Below are 21261 nucleotides of genomic sequence, written 5' to 3' on the forward strand. Positions count from 1 at the left end.
CAATAGGGAGCCAGCCTTTATCGCGCTGTAAGAAGATTTGCGGCCGGGTCGGTCCGCGGCGGTTGCGGTCGCGCGGAAATCCGGCCAGAAGCATCGGTGGGCTGGACGATGCGCGGACAGTCCGCCACAGCTTAAAACCAGATACGGGAGACTATTCGTTGGCTCGCATCACATTGAGACAATTGCTCGATCACGCCGCCGAACACGGCTATGGCGTGCCTGCCTTCAACATGAACAACATGGAACAGGGCCTCGCCATCATGGAGGCGGCGGAAGAGACCAAGTCGCCCGTCATCCTGCAGGCGAGCCGCGGCGCGCGCGCCTATGCAAATGACGTAGTGCTGGCCAAGCTGATCGACGCGCTTGTCGAGATCCATCCCGATATCCCGGTCTGCATGCATCTCGACCACGGCAACAACGAAGCGACCTGCGTCACCGCGATCCAATACGGCTTCACCTCGGTGATGATGGACGGCTCGCTCAAGGAAGACAGCAAGACGCCCGCCGACTACGCCTACAATTCCGGCATCACGCGCCGCGTCGTCGACATGGCGCATTGGGGCGGCGTTTCGGTGGAAGGCGAGATCGGCGTGCTCGGCTCGCTGGAGAGCGGCGGCGGCGAGCAGGAAGATGGCCATGGCGTCGAGGGCGCGATCAGCCACGACCAGTTGCTGACCGATCCGGTTCAGGCCGAACAGTTCGTGCGCGACACCCATGTCGATGCGCTGGCGGTGGCCATGGGCACCAGCCATGGCGCCTACAAATTCTCCCGCAAGCCCGACGGCGCAGTGCTGGCGATGAACGTCATCGAGGAAATCCACCGCCGCCTGCCCAACATGCATCTGGTCATGCACGGCTCGTCCTCGGTGCCGGAAGACCTGCAGGAGATCATCAACAAATATGGCGGCCAGATGAAGCCGACCTGGGGCGTGCCGGTGGAAGAGATCCAGCGCGGCATCAAGCACGGCGTGCGCAAGATCAACATCGACACCGACAACCGCATGGCGCTGACCGGCGCGATCCGCAAGGTGCTGACCGAGAACCCCAGCGAGTTCGACCCGCGCAAATACCTGACGCCGGCCATGACGGCGATGAAGAAGCTCTGCAAAGAGCGTTTCGAGCAGTTCGGCACCGCCGGCAATGCGCCCAAGATCAAGCCGATCCCGCTGTCGGACATGGCCAAGCGTTACAAGTCGGGCAGCCTCGATCCGAAATTCGGCTGAGCGGCCGGCTGCTGGAGCGGTTCAGCGTTTGAAGCGCCGAACCGCTCTTTGTTTTCCACGCACTTGCCGGGATCCTACGAGGTCCGCCGTGCACGGCGCCAGGGCACTCGGTGATCTCGAGCGGTATGACCACGCCAGCGGCGTCGATCGCATTCTGCAGGATCCCCAGCCGCTTGGCGACCTCGGACTGGCCAGGCCGCCTGACGTAGTGAAGCCACGTGGCGCGTGCCGGCGGCAGTTCGGCTGGAACTTCGAGCGTCAAAAAAGGTTCTTACATCGACACTTCAGAGTCGCGGCGCGCGGCAAGGAAGGAGCACGTCATGAGCAAGGATCGCGGCAGGGAAGGCCCCGCCTTTTCCGGACAGGACGCAAGGCAGGGCGAAATCATCCTGCGCACGCGCACTCAGCGCATCATCTTCGTTGCTGGCCTGATCGGCATCGTTGTCCTGGCATTGGTGCTGGCTTTGGCCGTCCGATGACCGGCATGCCCCGTCTCGACTCGAGGGTGCGGCGCATTGCGCCATAAGGAATCGCCGGCGCCGGGCGGTGCCGAAGACCTTGCGAACAAGGGCGGAGCACGAAAACAATGTTCGAGCCGCTTTGCTGCGATATGCCGGTTCATCCGACTTGGCCCGATCTCGTCGCGCGCCTCCTGTTTGTGCTGCTGGCAGGTTTCCTCATTGGCCTGAACAGGGAAGCGCGCGGCCACACCGCCGGGCTTCGCACGACCATCCTGGTCGGCCTTGCGGCCGCGGTTGCCATGATCCAGGCCAACATGCTGCTTGATACGATGGGCAAAGGGGCGGACTCCTTCGCCCGCATGGATGTCCTGCGTTTTCCGCTTGGCGTGCTGACCGGTGTCGGCTTCATTGGCGGCGGCGCCATCCTTCGGCGCGGCGATCTTGTGACCGGCGTCACCACCGCCGCCAGCATGTGGATCATGACCGTGATCGGGCTTGCGTTTGGCGGCGGCCAGTTCGGCCTTGGCGCGATCGCAACGCTGCTGACGCTGGTAACGCTCCAGCTGTTGAAATGGGTCGACCTCAAGATTGCGCGAGACCACCATGCGATCCTGTCGGTCGCCTCGGCGAAATCCTCACCGCCCGACCTTCAGGAAATGGTACGGCCGCTTGGCTACGACGCACGTCTTTCCTCGGTGGAGCATGACTCCGTCCGCGGCCGCTTCGTGTACTCCTTCAACCTCGAATGGAAACAACCCGAGGCGGTCGAAACGTCAACGGAAATCCTGGCGGTGGTCGGCCGGCACTGCGAGATCGAGAGATTTGAGCTGATCGGCGAGAAGTCGCCCTGAATGACGGAAGCGTTGCGGTCTCACTTCCGCGCTACCAGGAACTCGATCCCATCGCTGCCATCCAGGTGAAACGCCACCGCCCTAGCGGAACGTTCCGGTACGGAGTGCAAGCGAGTGCCGCGTGACCGTGTTGCTCCGCAAGCGGACGCCCGATGCCAGTCATTCGAAGGAAACAGATCCTACTGCAAAATCCGCGCGGCAGGCGGTACGGAGTGGTTGTGCGCGATGCCGGCGTCGGCATCGCCCTCGCCGAGCGAACGGTCGAGGCCGGTCGCCACCACCGAAACCCTGAAGCGACCTTCCATGCTCTTGTCGAAGATCGCGCCGACGATGATGTCGGCGTCTTCGTAGACCTCCTCGCGGATGCGGGTGGCGGCCTCGTCGACCTCGAACAGGGTCATGTCTCTGCCGCCCGATATCGACACCAGGACGCCTTTCGCGCCCTTCATCGACATCTCGTCAAGCAGCGGATTGGCGATTGCGGCCTCGGCCGCCTTCATCGCCCGGTTGTCGCCGGATGCCTCGCCGGTTCCCATCATGGCGCGGCCCATGCCGCGCATGACCGACTTGACGTCGGCGAAGTCGAGATTGATCAGGCCTTCCTTGACGATGAGATCGGTGATGCAGCTGACGCCGGAATAGAGCACCCGGTCGGCGATGACGAAGGCATCGGCGAAGGTGGTCTTGGCATCGGCGATGCGGAACAGGTTCTGGTTCGGGATCACGATCACCGTGTCGGCGCTTTCGCGCAGCCGCTCGATGCCCTCCTCGGCCATCTGCATGCGGCGCCTGCCCTCGAAGGTGAAGGGCTTGGTGACGACGCCCACGGTCAGAATGCCGGCCTTGCGCGCCGCCTGGGCGATGATCGGCGCAGCACCGGTGCCGGTGCCGCCACCCATGCCGGCGGTGACGAAACACATATGCGTGCCGGCCAGATGATCCATGATCTCGTCGAGCGATTCCTCGGCCGCGGCGCGGCCGATCTCGGGAAGCGAGCCGGCGCCCAGGCCTTCGGTGACATGCGCGCCAAGCTGGATAAGTCGCGTCGCCTTCGACATGGTCAGCGCCTGGGCATCGGTGTTGGCGGCGATGAATTCGGTTCCCTGAAGCTGTTCGGCGATCATGTTGTTGATGGCATTGCCGCCACCGCCGCCGACGCCGATGACGGTGATCTTGGGCCTCATCTCGGAGATTTCCGGCTTCTTGAACTCGGCCATGCTGCTTCTCCTTCGCCAATTGCGCGCGCTTCACGACCCACCCGCAGACTGCCTGGAAGACATTGCGATCGAGCGGCATGACGCGAATCAGTCCGTTCGGATGGGTGCCCCAAAAAGCCAGAGAGCGGCCGGACGTGCAAGAGCACGCAAGGTCAAGATTTGTGATGAAGAGGCCAGCCGTGTGCTGCCCGCCGTCCGGCCCCTGTCGAATGCGCGCGATCCGGCCTTCGCTTCAGGACGCCCTGCGCTTGGAATAGCGGGGATAGTGACTCCCGTTTTGCCGATCGCGTCGGTAGCCAGCGCGAGGCCTTAAAACGGACTTTGCACCAATCATGGTCCGATGGGGTATACACCAGGAAACGATGCCGACGGTTTAAATCGAAAGAATAGGGGTACGAGAGAATTGTCCAGTCTGCCACCAAACAGAGCGTACGGGCCCGGATCGTCGCGTGGACTTCTACCGCTATGAAACGCCCCGTCGAGCATGGCGCCATGGCCGTTTCCGGCTACACGGTTCCCTGGCACATGGCGGCCGGAACGCCCGTCGCGCTTCATCTCTCATCGTCGCGGCCGGTGCGCGATGTGCGGATCGTGCGGCTGGACACGCCGTCGGCCGAGTTGATGGACTGGCGTGTCAAAGCGACCGGGGATGCCGCGTCGCATCGCGACTTCGATCATGGGTCCTTCCTGAAGATCATGGCGACTGAACTGGCCAAGGCCGCCGAGATCACCAGTGTTGCCTTCGAAGTCTATCTGACCCGCAATGACGGCGCCCGCGTGCTCTTCGAGAGCGGAAACCTGCGCCTTGGGCTGGAGGATGGACGACTGACGTCAGGCCATGACGGCAAGCTGTTCGAGGCCGGCGAGATCCTGCCGGCAAACACCTGGCTCACGGTCGAGATTTCGTCCGACGGCGGCGGGACGATCCTGAAGATTGGCTCCGACGACCTCTTGTCGCCTTATCGCCTGCACCGTCAACTTGATCTGCGCTGGTCTCCGTCCGGCGACGTGGTCTTCGGTACCAGCGCGGCAAACGATGTCCGAACGCTGAATGCCAAGTTTGCAGCGATTGCCCTGCAAACAGCGGTCGGACGCATCGCCTGGACGTTCCCGACCTTGCTGCCAAGCGGCCCGATCGCCTCGGCGGGCGGAGATAGCGCCCTCTTGCTGGAAGCGGTCAACCAGCCGGCATTCTGCATGACCTCGCGGCGCTGGGACGGGTCGAGCTTCGATCCCCGGCTGGTGCCGTCGCATTACGACGCGGTGCATTGTCACGACGACGATATGGGCGCGCTGCAGTGGCCGGCCTCATACCATCTGCATGTCCCGGCCGAAGCGTCGGCGGGCGTCTACGCGTTCGAGGTCGACCATGACGAAGGATCGGAGCGCATCGTCTTCTTCATCACTTCGACGGCCCGCCGGGCACCGCTGCTGTTCCTGGTGCCGACAGCCACCTATCTCGCTTACGCGGACGAATTCCTGCCGGCGCATCTCTACGAATGGCTGTGCGAGGATCGCGGCCATCGCTTCGCGATCGATAACAATCTGAAGTCGCTCTACGATTACCATAGCGACCTCAGCGGCGTGTCGATCGTTTCTTACAGAAAGCCGAAGGCGACGCTGCGCGACGACTACAATTACCCGCTGTGCGGCTGTCCGCACAACCTGCCGGTCGACCTGCATTTTCTGCGCTTCTGCCACAACAACGGCATCGCCTTCGATCTCATCACCGACCACGGCCTGCATGAGCGAGGCCTTGCGGGCCTGGAGGGCTACCGGGCCGTGATCACCGGCAGCCATCCCGAATACATGTCGGTCGAAATGGAGCATGCGCTGCGCCAATTCGCGGCGGCGGGCGGCAGCATCGCCTATCTCGGCGGCAATGGTTTTGCCGGCAAGGTGGCGTTCCGGGACGATCTGATGGAACTGCGCCGGTCGCCACTCGAGGCGGGCCGCACCTGGGATGGACCGATCGCCGAACAGTCGCTGTCGATCACCAACCAGCCGGGCGGCCATCTGCGCGCCAGTGGCCGAGGCGAATTCTCGCTGACCGGCGTCGCCATCTCGCTGATGGGGTTCGATGGCGCCCGGCCCTTCACGCGCACGCCGGAGAGCCGACAGCCTTCAGCCGCTTGGCTGTTCGACGGCGTCGCCCACGAGACCTTCGGCGACGAGGGTATCGTGCTTGGCGGCGCGGCCGGCTACGAGGTCGACGCCACCGATCCGCATCTCGGCACGTCACCCGATACGACAGTCATCGCGCGCGCCACCGGCTTCCCGAGCAGCTTCGTCCATGACCCGACGCGCTGGTACGAGGGTGGTGCGGGCGAACTCGAATCGCGCCGTTGCGCGGAGATGACGCTGCGCCACCTGCCTTCAGGCGGTTTGATCTTCTGCGCGAGTTCGGTCGCCTGGTGCGGCGCCTTGCCGACCGGCGATGCGACGAACGACGTCGGCAGGATAACCATGAATTTGCTGACGTATCTGGCGGCGGCAAAGAGCCGGCCGGATCCGGACCGGCGCACCGGGTCCGATTGATAGCGGGGCTGGAGCGAGTGCAAGGGGAAGGTCGGCTTGCCGCGCAACGAGCGAAGCATCTATCATGCGCCGGTAAATCGCTGGCTTCGGCGTATTCGCCGTCCCCGCCTTTCGGGACTATCCGCGGCTGATGTCGTCAGGTTGGATTTCAGAACGTATGAAGTAGCGCTCCCGCCCATGGCCGACAGAACACAATTCGGGTTGACCGCCGTCGAAACCGTCCCCTTGCATGAGAAGGTCTATCTGGAGCTTGTGCGGGCCCTGATGTCGGGCCAGTTCACGCCCGGGCAGAAGCTCACCTCGCGCAAGCTCGCCAAGGAACTCGGCACCAGCGACATGCCGGTGCGCAGCGCCTTCATGCGGTTGCAGGCGCTGCGGGCGCTGAGCCCGATGCCGAACGGCAGCGTCGAGGTGCCGGTGATCTCGGCCGACCGGTTCTCGCAACTGACCGCCGTGCGCACGATCCTCGAAGGTTCGGCGACCGAACTGGCGACAAAACGCATCAACGGCAACAATCTGCGGGCAATCCGGCGCCACAGCATGGACTTGACCCTGGCGGCGCGCGAAGGCGGTATCGACGATTATCTGAGGAAGAACTACGCCTTCAAATTCTCGATCTATCGCCATTGCGGCAACGAGCAGATGATCTTCCTGATCGAGACCGTCTGGATGCAGGTTGGCCCCTTCCTCAGGAATCTCGCCATGGGGTTCGAGGACGATCTCTCCTCGATCCTCGACATCGACTATCATGAGGAGGTCGTCGCGGCTATCGAGGCGCAGGACGGCGCGCGAGCCCGCGCAGCCATCGTCCGCGACATCGACGAGGGTGCCGCGCACATCCTCCAGCAGGCCAGGTTTCCGGACGCTAGAGGGTAGGATTGAAGGTCTCCCGACAGGCGCCACCTGTCGTTCTTTCGGCGAATGATCGCAAACCCTGAAGATTGGCCTACGCCGCGCGAACTTCGTTATCCCTAGGCGGAGCAGGAGCGAAGCTCCGTCGCGGAGACTCTGGGATGACGACGCGATGGAGGTTTCTGCCAATCGCCAAGGGCTGCGGTTCGGGGGGCAAGCGATCGAATGCCCCTTGGCTTTCGGCCTGCTTGCCTCTATGTTGCGATCGCAGATCGCGAAATTGGTTTTCAAATGCCTCCCGACATCCCGGCTAGTGAATTGAAAAAATAAGGAAAAGCATCCGGCGCCGACCGGACATGCTTTCCGAAAAACTCACTAGAATTTTTACCAGGGATAGCGCAGCCGGCCAGGCTTGGGCACCTTCGAAAACCAGAGGTTGGAAATTGAGCGATGCAATTGCGGACGTCCTGAGCTGGCTTGAAAGCAGGAACGACATCCAGAGCCTGAGGGCGGCGGTGTGCGATCTCAACGGCGTCATGCGGGGAAAACGCATCCCTGTGGAGCAGGCCCGCAAGGCGCTGGAAGGCAAGCTGCGCATGCCCTACTCGCTGATTGGCCTCGACATATGGGGCGAGGATATCGAAGGCAACACGCTGGTGTTCTCGACCGGCGATGCCGACGGACTTTGCCAATGGACGGGACGCGGCATCCTGCCGGTGGACTGGACAGCGCATCCGACGGCGCTGGTCCCGCTCTGGCTCGCCGACGAAAGCGGCGCGCCCTATCTCGGCGATCCCCGGCGGGCTCTGGCCCGCATCCTCGACCGCTACCAGGCGCTCGGGCTGACCCCGGTCGCGGCGACGGAGCTCGAATTCTATCTCGTCGATCCGCAATCGCAGCGGCCGGTCGGGCCGGTTTCGCCGGTCACCGGGCGCCGCCTCGATTCCGACGCGGCATTGTCGATCGACGAGATCGACGATTTCGAGTCCTTCATCCACGATGTCTACGAAGCCTGCCGCGCGCAAGGCATTCCCGTCGACACGGCGATCGCCGAAAATGGCGTCGGCCAGTTCGAGATCAACCTGAACCATGTCGCCGACGCCCTGCGGGCGGCCGACGACGCGGTGCTGTTCAAACGCACGGTGAAGGGCATTGCCCGCAAGCACGGTTTTGCCGCCTGTTTCATGGCCAAGCCCTATGGCGACCGGGCCGGCAACGGCTTCCATGTCCATTTCAGCCTGGTCGACGCCGAAGGGCGCAACGTGTTCGACGACGGCACCGACCAAGGCTCCGACATCATGCGCCACGCGGTCGGCGGGCTGCTGGCGGCGATGGCCGAGAGCACCTTGGTGTTCGCACCGCATTTCAATTCCTACCGCAGGCTTCGCCCGCGGTCCTATGCGCCGACCGCGGTCGCCTGGGGCTACGAGAACCGCATGGTCGCGATCCGCATTCCCGGCGGCCCGACCGGCGCGCGGCGCATCGAGCATCGCGTGTCGGGAGCGGACGCCAATCCCTATCTCGTGCTTGCCGCCATATTGGGCGCGGCGCTGATCGGCATCGAAAGGCAGATGTCGCCAGGCGACCCGACCGGAAGCGATGGCCAAGGCCTTCCACCGGCGAAGCTGCCGCCGGACTGGGCCTCCGCGATCGCGGCCTTCGAAAGCGGGACGCATGTGGCGGAGATCTTCCCGGCGATCCTGCGCGACTCCTTCATCGCCTGCAAACGTCAGGAACTGAACACGTTCGCCCTCAATGTCAGCGACTTCGAGATCGAGACCTATCTCGAAAGCGTCTGAGGCACTTACGGCGATCGCTCGGCCTTCAGCACCGAGACCGCCGCTTCGCTGTTGTGGACATAGTCGTTGGCGTCCGGCTGCCTCTGCAGCAGCAGGATGAACAGCAGGTCCGTCAGCGTCAGCTGCGCGTCGCGAGCGGTGATGGAGGAGGAGCGCGCACGCTCTTCATCGGCGATGGTGTAAAGGCGGATGTCGGCGACGCGGCTCAGCGGATTGTCGTCCAAGCCGGTGACGGCGATCACTGTCGTGCCGCGCTTGCGGGCAAGCTCGGCGATGCGCAAGGTTTCAATGCTGGCGCCGGAATAGGACAGCGCGAACAGCACGTCGCCCTCCCCAAGCGTCGAGACATTGGCCATCTGGATGTGGCTGTCGCTGTCATGCAGGACGTTGCGGCCGAGCTTCATCAGCTTGTAGGAGAAATCGCGCGCCACCAGCGAGGAGGCGCCGACGCCGACCAGATGGATGCGGCGCGCGCCATCCAGCAGGTCCAGCGTCCGGGAGATGATGCGTTCGCTGTTGGCGGCGACGGTCTGCTGCATCGACAGAAGCTTGCTGCCGATCAGCTTCTTCAGGATGACCGGAAAACCGTCGCCGACCTCGATGGAACCGTGGATGACGCCCGCCGGCACCTGCCAGTCCCGCGCCTTGGCCTCGCTGACGGCGAGCTTGAGCTCCTGGTAGCTGGCATAGCCGAGCTTCTGGCTGAACTTGACCACGCTCGACTGGCTGCGGCCGATCTCGGCCGCGAGGGCGGCCGTCGACAGCCGCAGCATCTGGTCGGGATTGTCGACGATGTACTGGCCGATCTCACGATCGCCAGGCGCCATGCCGTCAAGCTTCGCGTTGATCTTCTTCAGAACGGACATGGATCCTCTAGAGCGTGATGCCGAAAAGTGTGAAGCGGTTTTCAGACGACATCATGCTCCATCCTTGATTTAGTGCTCCGGTGCTCGACGTCAGAGGAATAAATTATTCCAATTCCGATTGACAGCCAAGAACGCAGAATTAATTCTCCGACCGGACCGGCGAAAGCTCGAGGTTCGGGACTGGCTCCCGAAAGCGAGCCGGACGGCCGCCCGCTTCGCCATACAAGGTATCAGCCATGGACAGACTGCGGATCGTCGGCGGACAAAGACTGCAAGGCGCGGTGACGATCTCCGGCGCCAAGAATGCCGCTTTGCCGCAGATCGCGGCCGCCCTGCTCAGCCCCTACCCGCTTGAACTGACCAACCTGCCGGAAGTGACCGACGTCGAGAACATGCTTGGCGTGGTGCGGCTTCACGGCGCCGAGGTGACGCGGTCGGCGCATGCGGCGACGATCGACACCAGTGCCGCCGTTTCCAAGGAGACGTCCTACGACACGGTGCGGAAGATGCGAGCGACGGTGCTGGTGCTGGCGCCGCTGCTTGCCCGGTTCGGCCATGCGCGGGTTTCGCTGCCGGGCGGCTGCGCGATCGGCGCGCGGCCGATCGACATGCATGTCGCCGCGCTCGCGGCACTCGGCGCCCGAATCGCCATCGAGAACGGCTTGATCGTCGCTTCAGCGCCGAACGGGCTGACCGGTACACGCATCGTCTTGAGCTCGCCATCGGTCGGGGCAACGGAAACCGCCATGATGGCCGCGACCACGGCCAAGGGCGAAACCGAGATCCTCAACGCGGCGCGCGAACCGGAAGTGGCCGATCTCGCCGCCTGCCTCAACGCGATGGGGGCACGCATCGAAGGCGCCGGCACGCACCGCATCCTGATCGCGGGCGATACAGGCTGGCATGCCGCCAGGCATGACATCATCCCGGACCGCATCGAGGCCGGCACCTATGCCATCGCCGCGGCGATCACCGGCGGGCAGTTGGAACTGACCCATGCCCGGCTCGAGCACATGGCCTCTGTCGTGCAATTGCTGGAGGCCACCGGCGTCAGCGTCTGGCCCGGCGACCGCGGCCTCATCGTGTCGCGCGAGCGGCCGCTCAAGGCCGCCGACCTCACGACGGAACCTTATCCGGGTTTTCCAACCGACCTGCAGGCGCAGTTCATGGCGCTGATGTGTTGCGCGGACGGCGCGTCGCTGCTGCGCGAAACCATCTTCGAGAACCGCTTCATGCATGTTCCGGAACTGATGCGGCTCGGCGCCAACATCAAGCTGCAGGGCACGACGGCGCTGGTGCGCGGTGGCGCGGAACTGCACGGCGCACAGGTGATGGCCACCGACCTGCGCGCTTCGGTGTCGCTGGTGCTGGCGGCACTGATCGCCGAGGGCGAGACAACCATCAACCGCGTCTATCATCTCGACCGCGGCTATGAACAACTGGACCGCAAGCTGCGCCTGTGCGGCGCCGACATCGAGCGGCTGGGCGCATGAGCGGCGGCGCGATTTATTTCCTCGGTGTCGACGGCGGCGGCACCGGCTGCCGAGCCCGCATCGAGGATGCCGAGGGCACCGTGCTGGGGCAGGGTCTGTCCGGCCCGGCGACAACCCGGCTCGGCATCGACGCGGCCTGGGCCTCCATTGCAAAGGCGTTCGGGGCGGCGATCGAGGAGACAGGATTCGGCCCGGCCGAAACCGCCCGGATCCGCGCCGGCATCGGCCTTGCCGGCATCGGCCGCAAGGGTGCGCTGGAGGCGCTGCGGGCGATCGCGCATCCGTTTGCCAGCATCGATTTCGTCAGCGACGGCGTCGGCGCCTGTCTTGGCGCGCATTCCGGTCTCGACGGCGCCATCGTCATTGCCGGCACTGGTTCGATCGGCCTCGGCTTTGTCGAAGGGCGCGACCTGCGTGCCGGCGGTTACGGATTTCCGATCTCCGACGAGGGCAGCGGTGCCGATCTTGGGCTGAAGGCCGTGCAACTGGCGTTGCGCGCGCATGACGGCCGGCACGAGCGGACGGCGCTGCTGGCGGAAGTGATGCAGCGCTTCGAGGGTGATCCGATGGAAGCCGTCGCCTGGATGGACCGCGCCTGCGCCACGGATTACGCGGCGCTGGCGCCGATGGTGATGCGCCATGCCGACCAGGGCGACCCTATCGGACGGCGCATCGTGCAAGGGGCCGCCGAGCAGATCGACACGCTGGTGCGGGTGCTGTTCGAGAAAGGCGCGCCGCGCGTGACCTTGCTGGGCGGCCTCGCCAGCCCGCTCGAACCCTGGCTCTCCCCCGATGTCCGGCGCCGCCTCAAGCCCGCGGACGGCGACGCCGTATCCGGCGCGATCATTCTTGCCAGACGGGCACTCCGCACGCGGTAGGCTTAGCAAGAGAAGGAATAAAATATTCCAAAAATTTGTTGACGGTGCGAATATCAAATTCTAAAAAGTTAACAAAAGAAAACTGAATGGCGACAGGCGGATTGATTCATCCGTGCCACTGGCACCGGCCGAAGATCCATATTCGACGCCCGCCGTGCGGCGCGATTTGAAAGCACCGAGATGACTGAACAAAGGTTGATGTCCGAGCTGGACCGGCTGGTCTCCGAAGGCCGGAACCCGAGGACTGTCGACATCGACCTGCTGCCGACCATCGACGTCCTGCGCAAGATCAATGACGAGGATAGGGTTGTCCCGGCGGCTGTCGAAAAGGTGCTGCCGGAAATCGCGGCTGCGGTCGACCGGATCGTGCTTGCCTTCCAGAAAGGCGCGCGGCTGATCTACATCGGTGCCGGCACCAGCGGGCGGCTCGGGGTTCTCGATGCTTCGGAATGCCCGCCGACCTTCCGCGTGCCGGAAGGCATGGTTGTCGGCCTCATCGCCGGTGGTTCCGACGCGCTGGTGCGGTCGATCGAGGGCGCCGAGGACGATCCGAAGATGGGCGCACAGGCGCTGCGGGAGATCGGCCTCGCACCGGACGACGTTGTTGTCGGCATCGCGGTCAGCGGACGCACGCCCTACGTCATCGGTGGGCTGAACTATGCCAGGCAAATCGGTGCAACGACGGTCGCCCTCTCCTGCAATCCGGCGTCGACCATCGCCGGCATCGCCGACATCGCCATCTCCCCGGTCGTCGGCCCCGAAGTGCTTACCGGCTCGACACGGCTGAAATCGGGGACCGCGCAGAAGCTGGTGCTCAACATGCTGACCACCGCCTCGATGATCCGCATCGGCAAGAGTTTTCAGAACCTGATGGTCGACCTCAACCCTTCCAACAAGAAACTGGTGGCCAGGGCGATCAGGATCGTCATGCAGACGACCGGCTGCACTGCGCCTCAGGCACGGCACGCTCTCGACCAGACCGGCAACGACGTCAAGCTGGCCATCCTGGTGACGATCACCGGCACGGGCGTCGAAGAGGCTCGCACCGCGCTCGGCAAGGCTGGGGGATTCCTGCGAAAAGCCATCACCGAGATGACGGCATGATGGCGCATGAGACAAGACGGCGTGAAGCCGCTTAGACTGGGCCGATACTCCAAAGCATGTGTGTCTTGGAAGCGGTCGGTGGAAACTGCAAGGCATCGAGTTCAAAACCATAATGGGAGACGAAAACAATGGTAAGGCACCTCACAAGAACATTGCTGTCGGGCTTCGCCGTGGCGGCGATGCTCGGCATCGCGACGGTTTCGGCGCAGGCGGCGACGCTGCATATGGCATGGTCGCAGGACGCCACCGGGCTTGACCCACACAAGCAGACGGCCTTTTCGTCGCTGCGGCTCCTGGAACTGATCTATGAGCCATTGGTGCGGGTCGACGCCAGCCTGCAGATCGTCCCCGCCATCGCCACGTCCTGGGAATTCTCCAAGGATGGCAAGGAACTGACCTTCAAGCTCGATCCCAAGGCGAAATTCCAGGACGGCACGACGGTCACCTCGGCCGACGTCAAGGCCTCCTTCGAGCGCATCCTCGACGAGAAGACGGGGGCGGCCGCCCGTGCGAATTTCCTGTCGATCGCCAGCATCGATACACCTGACCCGACGACCGTCGTCTTCCATTTGTCTCAGCCCGACGTACCAATCCTGACGGCGATGAGCGATGTCAATGCGGCGATTGTTCCGGCGGCTGAAATCAAGGCCGGCTCGATCGGCACCAAGGCGGTCGGCTCGGGACCCTTCAAACTCGACAAATGGGATCCCAACGCCAAGGAAGTGCTGAGCGCCAACAAGGAGTGGGCCGGCGGCGCGACCGGCGTCGACGGCATCGAGATCAGCGTGCTGCCCGACGAGGCGGCGATCCTCGCCGCCATGCGCACCAAGCAGGTCGATTTCGCGCTGCTCAATGACCCGCTTGTCGCCACGCTGGTGCCAAAGGAATCCAGCCTGCAGCTCAACCGCGTGCCGGTGCTGGCCTATCACGTCCTACAGCTCAATCCATCGCGCAAGCCGATGACCGAGCTCAAGGTGCGCCAGGCGATCTCCTGCGCCATCGACCGGCAGGAGGTGCTGGACACCGCGTCGCTCGGCGAGGGCAAGGTCACCGGACCGCTGACCATCCCGGCGCTCGCGACCGATCCGAGCCAGTTGTTCTGTTACAAGCGCGATGTCGAAAAGGCCAAGAAGCTGATGGCGGAAGCGGGTTTGGCCGATGGCTTTTCGGCGACCGTGATCGGCGCCACCGGCGAGCCGCCGACGGCTGCGGCGGAAGCCCAGGTCATACAGTCGCAACTGGCCGAAATCGGCGTCAAGCTCGACATCAAGATGATGGAGCTCAACGTCTATGTCGATGCCTGGCTGAAGGGCGATTTCGACATGGCGATCGCGCTCAACGGCGGCCGCGCTGACCCCTACACGATGTACAATCGCTATTGGACCAAGACGGGCAATCTGCAGAAAGTGGCGAACTATATCGACGACACGCTCGACAGCCTGATGCAAAAGGGCCGCGCCGAGACCGATCCGGCGAAACGCAAGGCGATCTTCGCCGAGTTCGAAAAGCACCTCGCCGAAGTGTCGCCATGGATATGGCTCTACACGTCCTACAGCTACACGGCCCAGCAGAAGAACATCTCCGGGTTCGTACCGACGCCGACGGGCACGCTGTTCAGCCTGAGCAAGGTTACCATCCAGCAGTAGCCGCCGCAGGCCCTAGAGTCGGATGATTTCAGGTCGAATCGACCTGAAATCTGAATCCGCCTCTGGAGATAGAGCATGATGTCGTCCGAAAACCGCTTCACACTTTTCGGCATCATGCTCTAGACGAGAGGACTTCTTCGCGTGAACTATCTGATGCGACGACTGGCGGCGTTTCCTCTCGTCCTGCTTGGCGTATCCATCCTGGTCTTCGTCGCGATCCGGATGGTGCCGGGCGATTCGATCACGGCGATGCTGGGTACCGAAGCCGGCCTGCTGACGCCGGCGCAGCGGGACTCGCTTGCCGCCTATTTCGGCATCGACCAGCCCTGGTTCGTCCAGTACTGGCGCTGGATCGGCGGCATCCTGCACGGCAATTTCGGCATCTCCGTCACCTATGGCAGGCCGGTCCTCGACGTCATCCTCGAGCGCTTCCCGCTGACGCTGGAGCTAGCTCTCCTGTCGATGATCATCGCGCTCGCCGTCGGCATGCCGGCCGGGATCTACGCCGCCACGCACAATGAGAAGCCTTCCGATCTCGGGGTGCGCATCGTCGCCATGATCGGCCAGTCGACGCCGAGCTTCGTGCTTGGCCTGTTGATCATCTACACGCTGTCGGCCGGCTTCGGCGTGTTGCCGGCAATGGGCGAATTCGCGCCGCTCCGGCAAGATCCCCTGCTCAATCTCAGCCAGTTGGTCCTGCCGGCAATCACCCTCGGCTTCGCCTTCGCGGCGTCAGTCACGCGCATATCGCGCTCGGCGATGCTCGACGTGTTAAGCGACGACTATGTGCGCACCGCGCGCAGCAAGGGCGCGCCGGCTCGCAGCGTCATCTGGCGGCATGCGCTCCCCAACGCGCTGATCCCGGTCGTGACGCTGAGCGGCATCGAGTTCGGCTATCTCCTGGGCGGCGCTGTCATCGTCGAGCAGATCTATGCCCTGCCCGGTCTCGGACGCATGGTGCTCGACGCGATCCTGCAGCGCGACTACGCGCTGGTGCAGGGAAGCGTGCTGTTCATCGCCTTCAACTTCATGATCGTCAATCTCTTGGTCGACCTCGCCTATGTCGCGCTCGATCCGCGCATCCGGCTGGGAGAACAGTGATGCGTATCCTGCGCGCCATCTTGGGCCATGGCAGCGGCCGCATCGGCGGCATCATCGTCGGCGTCTATCTCATGGTCGCGATCCTCGGCCTGGTGGGGCTGACGCCGCACAATCCGATCACGCAATACCGCGTCGATCGCCTGCACGCACCCAGCGCCGCCTACTGGATGGGCACCGATCTGTTCGGGCGCGATGTGGCCAGCCGCCTGATGGCGGGCATTGGACAATCCTTCACGGTCGCCTTCTTCTCGGTGGCCTTCGCGGCCCTTGCCGGAACCGTGCTCGGGCTGGCGGCCGCCTGGCTCGGCCGGCGCTGGGACGGGGTGGTGATGCGGATCATGGATGTGCTGCTCGCCTTCCCCGCGATCCTGCTGGCGCTGCTTATCGTCACCGTTGCAGGACCGGGCACATGGACCAGCGTCGTTGCCATCGGCATCGTCTACACGCCGATCTTCACCCGCGTCGTGCGCGGCCCTGCTTTGTCGCTCAAGGCCCGCGAATTCGTTGATGCCGCGCGCACCTTCGGCAGCAGTTCGAGCTATATCGTCACGCGCCACCTGCTGCTCAATCTGGTGGCGCCCTTGACGGTACAAGTGACGCTGGCGCTGGCCTGGGCGCTGCTTACCGAGGCGGGCTTGAGCTTCCTGGGTCTGGGCACACAGCCGCCCGCCGCCTCGCTCGGCTTGATGCTGAGCGACAGCCGCAATCTGATGGAAACCGCGCCCTGGCTGATGATCTTCCCGGGCCTGACGATCATGATCAGCATCCTCGGCTTCAACCTGCTTGGTGATGCCTTGCGCGATATACTCGACCCGAAGATGCGGAGGGCGCCGGCATGACCCCGCTTCTGTCTATCCGCGACCTTCGCGTCGGCTTCGGCCGCAATCCGCAGGCCAACGAGGTGGTGCGCGGCGTCAGTTTCGACCTGGCCGATGGCGAGACGCTGGCCATTGTCGGCGAAAGTGGCTCGGGCAAGTCCGTCACAGCGCTGTCGATCAACCGGCTCATCGATTTCGGCGGCGGCCGCATCACCGGCGGCTCGATGCAACTGAAGCGGGCCAACGGCACCATCTTCGACCTGATGAGCGCGACCGAGCCGCAACTGACCGGCATTCGCGGCGCCGAGATCGGCATGATCTTCCAGGAACCGATGACCTCGCTCAATCCGGTGCTGACGATCGGTTCGCAGATCGAGGAATCGTTCCGGCTGCATCGCGGCCTGACCGGCCGGCAAGCCACGGCCGCTGCCAAGGACGCGCTCGACCGCGTGCGCATTCCCGATGCCGCGCGACGGTTGAAATACACGCCCAACCAGCTGTCGGGGGGCATGCTGCAAAGGGTGATGATCGCCATTGCGCTGGCCTGCAATCCGCGCCTGCTAATCGCGGATGAGCCGACGACCGCGCTCGACGTCACCGTGCAGGCGCAGATCATGGCGCTGCTGGCCGAACTGAAGCGCGAAAGCGCCATGTCGATGATCTTCATCACCCATGATATCGGCCTGGTTGCCGGCATCGCCGACAAGGTGATGGTGATGCAGAACGGACAGGCCGTCGAACAGGGCGAGCTGAACCAGATCCTCGACAATCCGCGGCATCCCTACACGCAGCACTTGCTGCACGCCGTGCCGCATTTCGCCAACGGCCGCGCGACGCGCGCGGACGGGCAGCGCGACAAGGATGCAAGCACGGAACCGGCCTTGAAGGTCGACGGCCTCGTGGTGCGATTTCCGCTCAAAAGCAATTTCTTCAGCCGCGCCACCGGCGCGGTGCACGCCGTCGATGGTGTCGACTTCGACCTGATGCCGGGTGAGACGCTGGCGATCGTCGGCGAAAGCGGTTCGGGCAAATCCACCACAGCAAAGGCGGTTCTGGGGCTGGTGCGGTCGACGCGCGGCAGCTTTTCGGTCAGGACGCGAACGGCCTCGGCCGAGCGCAGCGCCAAGCCGGTGCAGATGGTGTTCCAGAACCCCTACGCTTCGCTCAACCCGAGACTGACCATCGAAAGCATCCTGGCCGAACCGGTGATCGCCACCGGTGGTCGTGTGGATACCGAGACGCGTGCCAGGATGGCGAGCCTGCTCGAACGCGTCGGCTTGCCGAAGAACAGCCTGCAGCGCTATCCCCACGAATTTTCCGGCGGCCAGCGGCAGAGGCTGTGCATCGCCCGTGCGCTGATGCTCAACCCGTCCGTCGTGGTTCTCGATGAAGCGGTGTCGGCGCTCGACGTCTCGGTGCAGGCCAAGGTGCTGGAGCTGCTGGTAGACCTGCAGCGCGAGTTTGGGCTCGCCTATCTGTTCATCTCGCACGACATGGCGGTGGTCGAGCGGATCGCCCACCGGATCGCCGTCATCTATGCCGGCCAGATCGTCGAGATCGGTGACGCGACCTCGGTGCTGTCGAAGCCGAAACATTCCTATACGAAGAAATTGATCGCCGCCGTTCCGACCATCGACCGACGACGCGAGCATTTTGAAATCGACACGCGCCAGGTGCCCTCGCTGGTGCGCCCGCAGGGGTTTGAGCCGGCGCCGGCGAAGTGGGAGCTGTTGGGTGGAGATCATATGGCGAGGGTGGAAACTTAGACATGTTTGCGGGACAGAGGGGGGTGCGACGGAGCGCGACCATTCAGATGGAGGTCGGCATTGAGTGACCTCGGCCAGCTCTTCGACCGCGCATTCCAACCGCTCACGGATGCAGTGGCCGGCAGGCGCATTCCCGGTGGCGTGCTTGGCATCGTCGACACAAACGGCGAACGCATCATAAAGGCGATCGGCTCCGCGCAACTCGTGCCGAAGCAGCGCCCGATGACCGTCGAAACATGGTTCGACCTCGCATCCCTGACCAAGGTCATCTTCACGACGCCACGCATCCTGGCGCTGGCGGAGGATGGTGTCATCGATCTCGATGCGCCGCTGATCTCCGTCCTGCCTGATCTGCGCCAGTACGATGCCGGAGCCTGGGAGCGGACGGTGACGTTCCGGCAGTGCCTCGGTCACCAGACGCCCTTTCCGGCCGTCGAGCCGATCTACACTTATGGGCGCGACCCCGATCTGCTGCGCGCCTTCATCCTGCAGCGCGAATGGCGGACTCGCGACCCGGTTTATTCCGATATCAATTTCATCCTGCTCGGCTTGGCTCTGGAACGGCTGTCGGGCAAAACGATCCGTGACCTGGAACCCGGTCCGGGCTTTGCCTGGTCAATAGAGCCGGACGCCGCCGCCGCGACCGAGGACTGCACCTGGCGCCATCGCGTGCTCTGCGGCGAGGTGCATGACGATAATTGCGCGGCGCTGCAAGGCGCGGGTCATGCCGGCCTGTTCGGTACGGCAGCTTCGGTGCTCGATTTCGCGCAGGGGCTGCTGATCGGCGCATCCGAACGCTCGATCGCGCTGATGCGCACCCCCATGTCCGACACCCGCACCCATGGTTGGGAATGCCCCTATGAGGGTTGGTCGGGTGGCGCATTGTGCAGCCCGGGAACGATCGGCCACACCGGCTTTACCGGCACCGGCCTGTGGATCGATTTCGATAACGGCAAGGCATGGACCTTGCTCACCAACCGGATCCATCCGACACGTCATTTCGACAGCGGAATCATTTCGCTGCGCCAGGCGGTCGGCGATCTCGTTAATGGAGCTCTTTGATGGAACCAATCTGGGCCGTCGGCCTGATGACCGGAACCGTGCTTGACGGCAACATCGACGTCGCGCTGATCAAGACCGATGGCGAGCGCATCGACGATTTCGGCACTTACCGGCTGATGCCTTATCCCCCGTCCATCCGTTCCCTGCTGGAAGAGACGCTGAAGGAGGCCCGGGCCTGGAATTTCGTCGGGCCCGAACCGGCGATCTTCCGCAGGGCCGAGGAAGCGCTGACGCGTGCCCAGTCGGCGGCGGTGAAGGAATTGGTCGAGGGCTATGGCATGACGATGGCCGATGTCGGCGTCGTCGGCTTTCACGGCCAGACGGTGCTGCATCGCGCGCCGCAGGTCGGACAGCTCGGGCAGACACGGCAGCTTGGCGATGGCGAGCTGATGCATTCCATCCTGGGTACCAAAGTCGCTTACGACTTCCGCTCGGCCGACATGCGCGCCGGCGGACAAGGCGCGCCTTTGGCCGCCGCCTATCACACCGCGCTGATGCGCAGCGCCGGCGCCAGCGGCGAGGTGGCCGTGCTCAATCTCGGTGGCGTCGCCAACATCACCTGGTGGGACGGCGCCGACAATGTCGTCGCCTTCGACACCGGCCCCGCCAACGCGCCGCTCAACGATTTCATCAAGTCGAAGGGGCTCGGCGAAATGGATCGCGACGGCGCGCTTGGCCGCGCGGGAACGGTCGATGAGGTCAGGCTCGCCAAGCTGCTGCAGCACCCCTATCTGACCAAACCCTATCCGAAATCGCTCGACCGTTTCGACTTCGGCGCCGCGATGGCCGACGGCCTGGGCGCCGAGGATGGCGCTGCCCTGCTGACCGCCTTCACCGCCGCCGCCGTCGGCAAGGCGCTCGACCTTTTGCCAAGCCGGCCGAAAAAATTGGTGGTCAGCGGTGGCGGCCGTCACAACCCGACGATGATGGCGATGCTCGCCAGCCGCGCCGGTGTCGAAGTGGTGCTGGCCGAGAAGCTCGGCTGGAGCGGCGACGCGGTGGAAGCCGAATGTTTTGCCTTCCTGGCGGTGCGCGTGCTGCGCGGCCTGCCGATCAGTTTCCCGAGCACGACCGGCGCCCCGCAGCCGATGCGCGGCGGGCGCGTAGCCGGCTGATCAGGCAGGCTGAAGTTTCTTCTGCAGGAAGATGCGGCTGCGGCCGACCGGGAAATCGGCCAGCGTCCCGAAGGGTTGATAGCCCTGGCGCTGGTAGACCCTGGAGGCATTGGGACTGAAGGTGTCGATCCAGGCATTCCGGCAGCCACGCGCCACAGCTTCCTGCTCGGCAGCATCCAGCATCCTGCCGGCCATGTGTTGGCCGCGCAGCCTTTCATCGACCCACAGCCATTGCACGTAGAGCCAGCCCCAGGCCGTGTAACCGGAGATGCCGGCAACGACCGCGCCGTCCTCGTCGCGCACGAACACGGCCAGCGCCTTCCTTTCCGACACGCCGACATCGCCGTCATTGAACGCCGTCAGGCGCTCGCCGAGAAAGGCGAGGTCTTCCGGCAAAGGGTTCGCCGTTGTTTCGAGTGTCGTGTTCATGGCTCTTTCCGGAATGCTTGGCTGGGCAGGAATGAAGCGTTA

Annotated in this window: 18 protein-coding genes; 15 read left to right on the top strand and 3 right to left on the bottom strand. The window is 64.1% G+C overall.

The genetic code is table 11. From position 1 onward, the window contains the following. The first annotated feature begins 158 nt into the window (after positions 1 to 158). The 3 genes from fba (at position 159) to FJ958_RS14080 (ending at position 2535) form a co-directional block, all read left to right on the top strand. Positions 159 to 1223, top strand: coding sequence for a class II fructose-bisphosphate aldolase (fba, locus tag FJ958_RS14070; RefSeq protein ID WP_140743511.1), 1065 nt, complete (start codon positions 159 to 161; stop codon positions 1221 to 1223). Between the two features lie 320 nt (positions 1224 to 1543). Then, on the top strand, positions 1544 to 1702 hold the full coding sequence (locus FJ958_RS14075) for a peptide ABC transporter permease (RefSeq protein ID WP_140743513.1): 159 nt from the start codon (positions 1544 to 1546) through the stop codon (positions 1700 to 1702). 107 nt (positions 1703 to 1809) lie between these two features. After that, the gene (locus FJ958_RS14080) at positions 1810 to 2535 is read left to right on the top strand and encodes an MgtC/SapB family protein (RefSeq protein ID WP_140743515.1); all 726 of its coding nucleotides are present in this window, start codon (positions 1810 to 1812) and stop codon (positions 2533 to 2535) included. Between the two features lie 179 nt (positions 2536 to 2714). Here FJ958_RS14080 and ftsZ read toward each other — a convergent pair whose 3' ends face one another. Then, positions 2715 to 3752 (bottom strand): cell division protein FtsZ, encoded by a 1038-nt coding sequence (ftsZ, locus tag FJ958_RS14085; protein WP_140743517.1) that lies wholly within the window; start codon positions 3750 to 3752, stop codon positions 2715 to 2717. Positions 3753 to 4217: 465 nt separating this feature from the next. On the opposite strand from ftsZ, the gene FJ958_RS14090 reads away from it, so the two are divergent. The 3 genes from FJ958_RS14090 to FJ958_RS14100 all read left to right on the top strand — a co-directional run bounded on the left by FJ958_RS14090 (position 4218) and on the right by FJ958_RS14100 (position 8941). Next, positions 4218 to 6290, top strand: coding sequence for a N,N-dimethylformamidase beta subunit family domain-containing protein (locus FJ958_RS14090; protein WP_140743519.1), 2073 nt, complete (start codon positions 4218 to 4220; stop codon positions 6288 to 6290). Positions 6291 to 6467: 177 nt separating this feature from the next. Further along, entirely contained in the window at positions 6468 to 7166 is a 699-nt protein-coding gene (locus tag FJ958_RS14095) for a GntR family transcriptional regulator (RefSeq protein ID WP_140743521.1), read from the top strand. A gap of 419 nt (positions 7167 to 7585) precedes the next feature. Then, a complete protein-coding gene (locus FJ958_RS14100) occupies positions 7586 to 8941 on the top strand; it encodes a glutamine synthetase family protein (RefSeq protein ID WP_140743523.1) in 1356 nt (451 codons plus the stop codon). Between the two features lie 5 nt (positions 8942 to 8946). Here the strand turns inward: FJ958_RS14100 and FJ958_RS14105 are convergent, their stop codons facing one another. Beyond that, complete coding sequence (locus tag FJ958_RS14105) at positions 8947 to 9807, bottom strand: MurR/RpiR family transcriptional regulator (protein WP_140743525.1); 861 nt, start codon at positions 9805 to 9807, stop codon at positions 8947 to 8949. 236 nt (positions 9808 to 10043) lie between these two features. On the opposite strand from FJ958_RS14105, the gene murA reads away from it, so the two are divergent. The 9 genes from murA to FJ958_RS14150 all read left to right on the top strand — a co-directional run bounded on the left by murA (position 10044) and on the right by FJ958_RS14150 (position 20790). Then, positions 10044 to 11300 (top strand): UDP-N-acetylglucosamine 1-carboxyvinyltransferase, encoded by a 1257-nt coding sequence (gene murA, locus FJ958_RS14110; protein ID WP_140743527.1) that lies wholly within the window; start codon positions 10044 to 10046, stop codon positions 11298 to 11300. Beyond that, positions 11297 to 12178 carry an N-acetylglucosamine kinase gene (locus tag FJ958_RS14115; protein ID WP_140743529.1) on the top strand — a complete coding sequence of 294 codons (882 nt, stop codon included), beginning with the start codon at positions 11297 to 11299 and terminating at the stop codon, positions 12176 to 12178. Before murA ends, FJ958_RS14115 begins: the two co-directional genes overlap by 4 nt. 180 nt (positions 12179 to 12358) lie before the next feature. Then, entirely contained in the window at positions 12359 to 13282 is a 924-nt protein-coding gene (murQ, locus tag FJ958_RS14120; protein ID WP_140743531.1) for an N-acetylmuramic acid 6-phosphate etherase, read from the top strand. A gap of 128 nt (positions 13283 to 13410) precedes the next feature. Beyond that, positions 13411 to 14928, top strand: coding sequence for an ABC transporter substrate-binding protein (locus FJ958_RS14125; protein WP_140743533.1), 1518 nt, complete (start codon positions 13411 to 13413; stop codon positions 14926 to 14928). A gap of 141 nt (positions 14929 to 15069) precedes the next feature. Further along, positions 15070 to 16029 carry an ABC transporter permease gene (locus tag FJ958_RS14130; protein ID WP_140743535.1) on the top strand — a complete coding sequence of 320 codons (960 nt, stop codon included), beginning with the start codon at positions 15070 to 15072 and terminating at the stop codon, positions 16027 to 16029. Then, positions 16029 to 16868 (top strand): ABC transporter permease, encoded by an 840-nt coding sequence (locus FJ958_RS14135; protein WP_140743537.1) that lies wholly within the window; start codon positions 16029 to 16031, stop codon positions 16866 to 16868. Before FJ958_RS14130 ends, FJ958_RS14135 begins: the two co-directional genes overlap by 1 nt. Next, positions 16865 to 18613 carry an ABC transporter ATP-binding protein gene (locus FJ958_RS14140; RefSeq protein WP_140743539.1) on the top strand — a complete coding sequence of 583 codons (1749 nt, stop codon included), beginning with the start codon at positions 16865 to 16867 and terminating at the stop codon, positions 18611 to 18613. Before FJ958_RS14135 ends, FJ958_RS14140 begins: the two co-directional genes overlap by 4 nt. A gap of 60 nt (positions 18614 to 18673) precedes the next feature. Continuing rightward, a complete protein-coding gene (locus FJ958_RS14145) occupies positions 18674 to 19675 on the top strand; it encodes a serine hydrolase domain-containing protein (RefSeq protein ID WP_140743541.1) in 1002 nt (333 codons plus the stop codon). After that, positions 19675 to 20790: an anhydro-N-acetylmuramic acid kinase gene (locus tag FJ958_RS14150; RefSeq protein ID WP_140743543.1), complete on the top strand. Its 1116-nt coding sequence runs from the start codon at positions 19675 to 19677 to the stop codon at positions 20788 to 20790. The genes FJ958_RS14145 and FJ958_RS14150 overlap by 1 nt, the downstream gene beginning before the upstream one ends. Here the strand turns inward: FJ958_RS14150 and FJ958_RS14155 are convergent, their stop codons facing one another. Further along, the gene (locus FJ958_RS14155) at positions 20791 to 21219 is read right to left on the bottom strand and encodes a GNAT family N-acetyltransferase (protein WP_140743545.1); all 429 of its coding nucleotides are present in this window, start codon (positions 21217 to 21219) and stop codon (positions 20791 to 20793) included. Between the last annotated feature and the right edge of the window lie 42 nt (positions 21220 to 21261).

This window comes from Mesorhizobium sp. B2-3-5 (genome assembly GCF_006442395.1).
GTDB lineage: Bacteria > Pseudomonadota > Alphaproteobacteria > Rhizobiales > Rhizobiaceae > Mesorhizobium.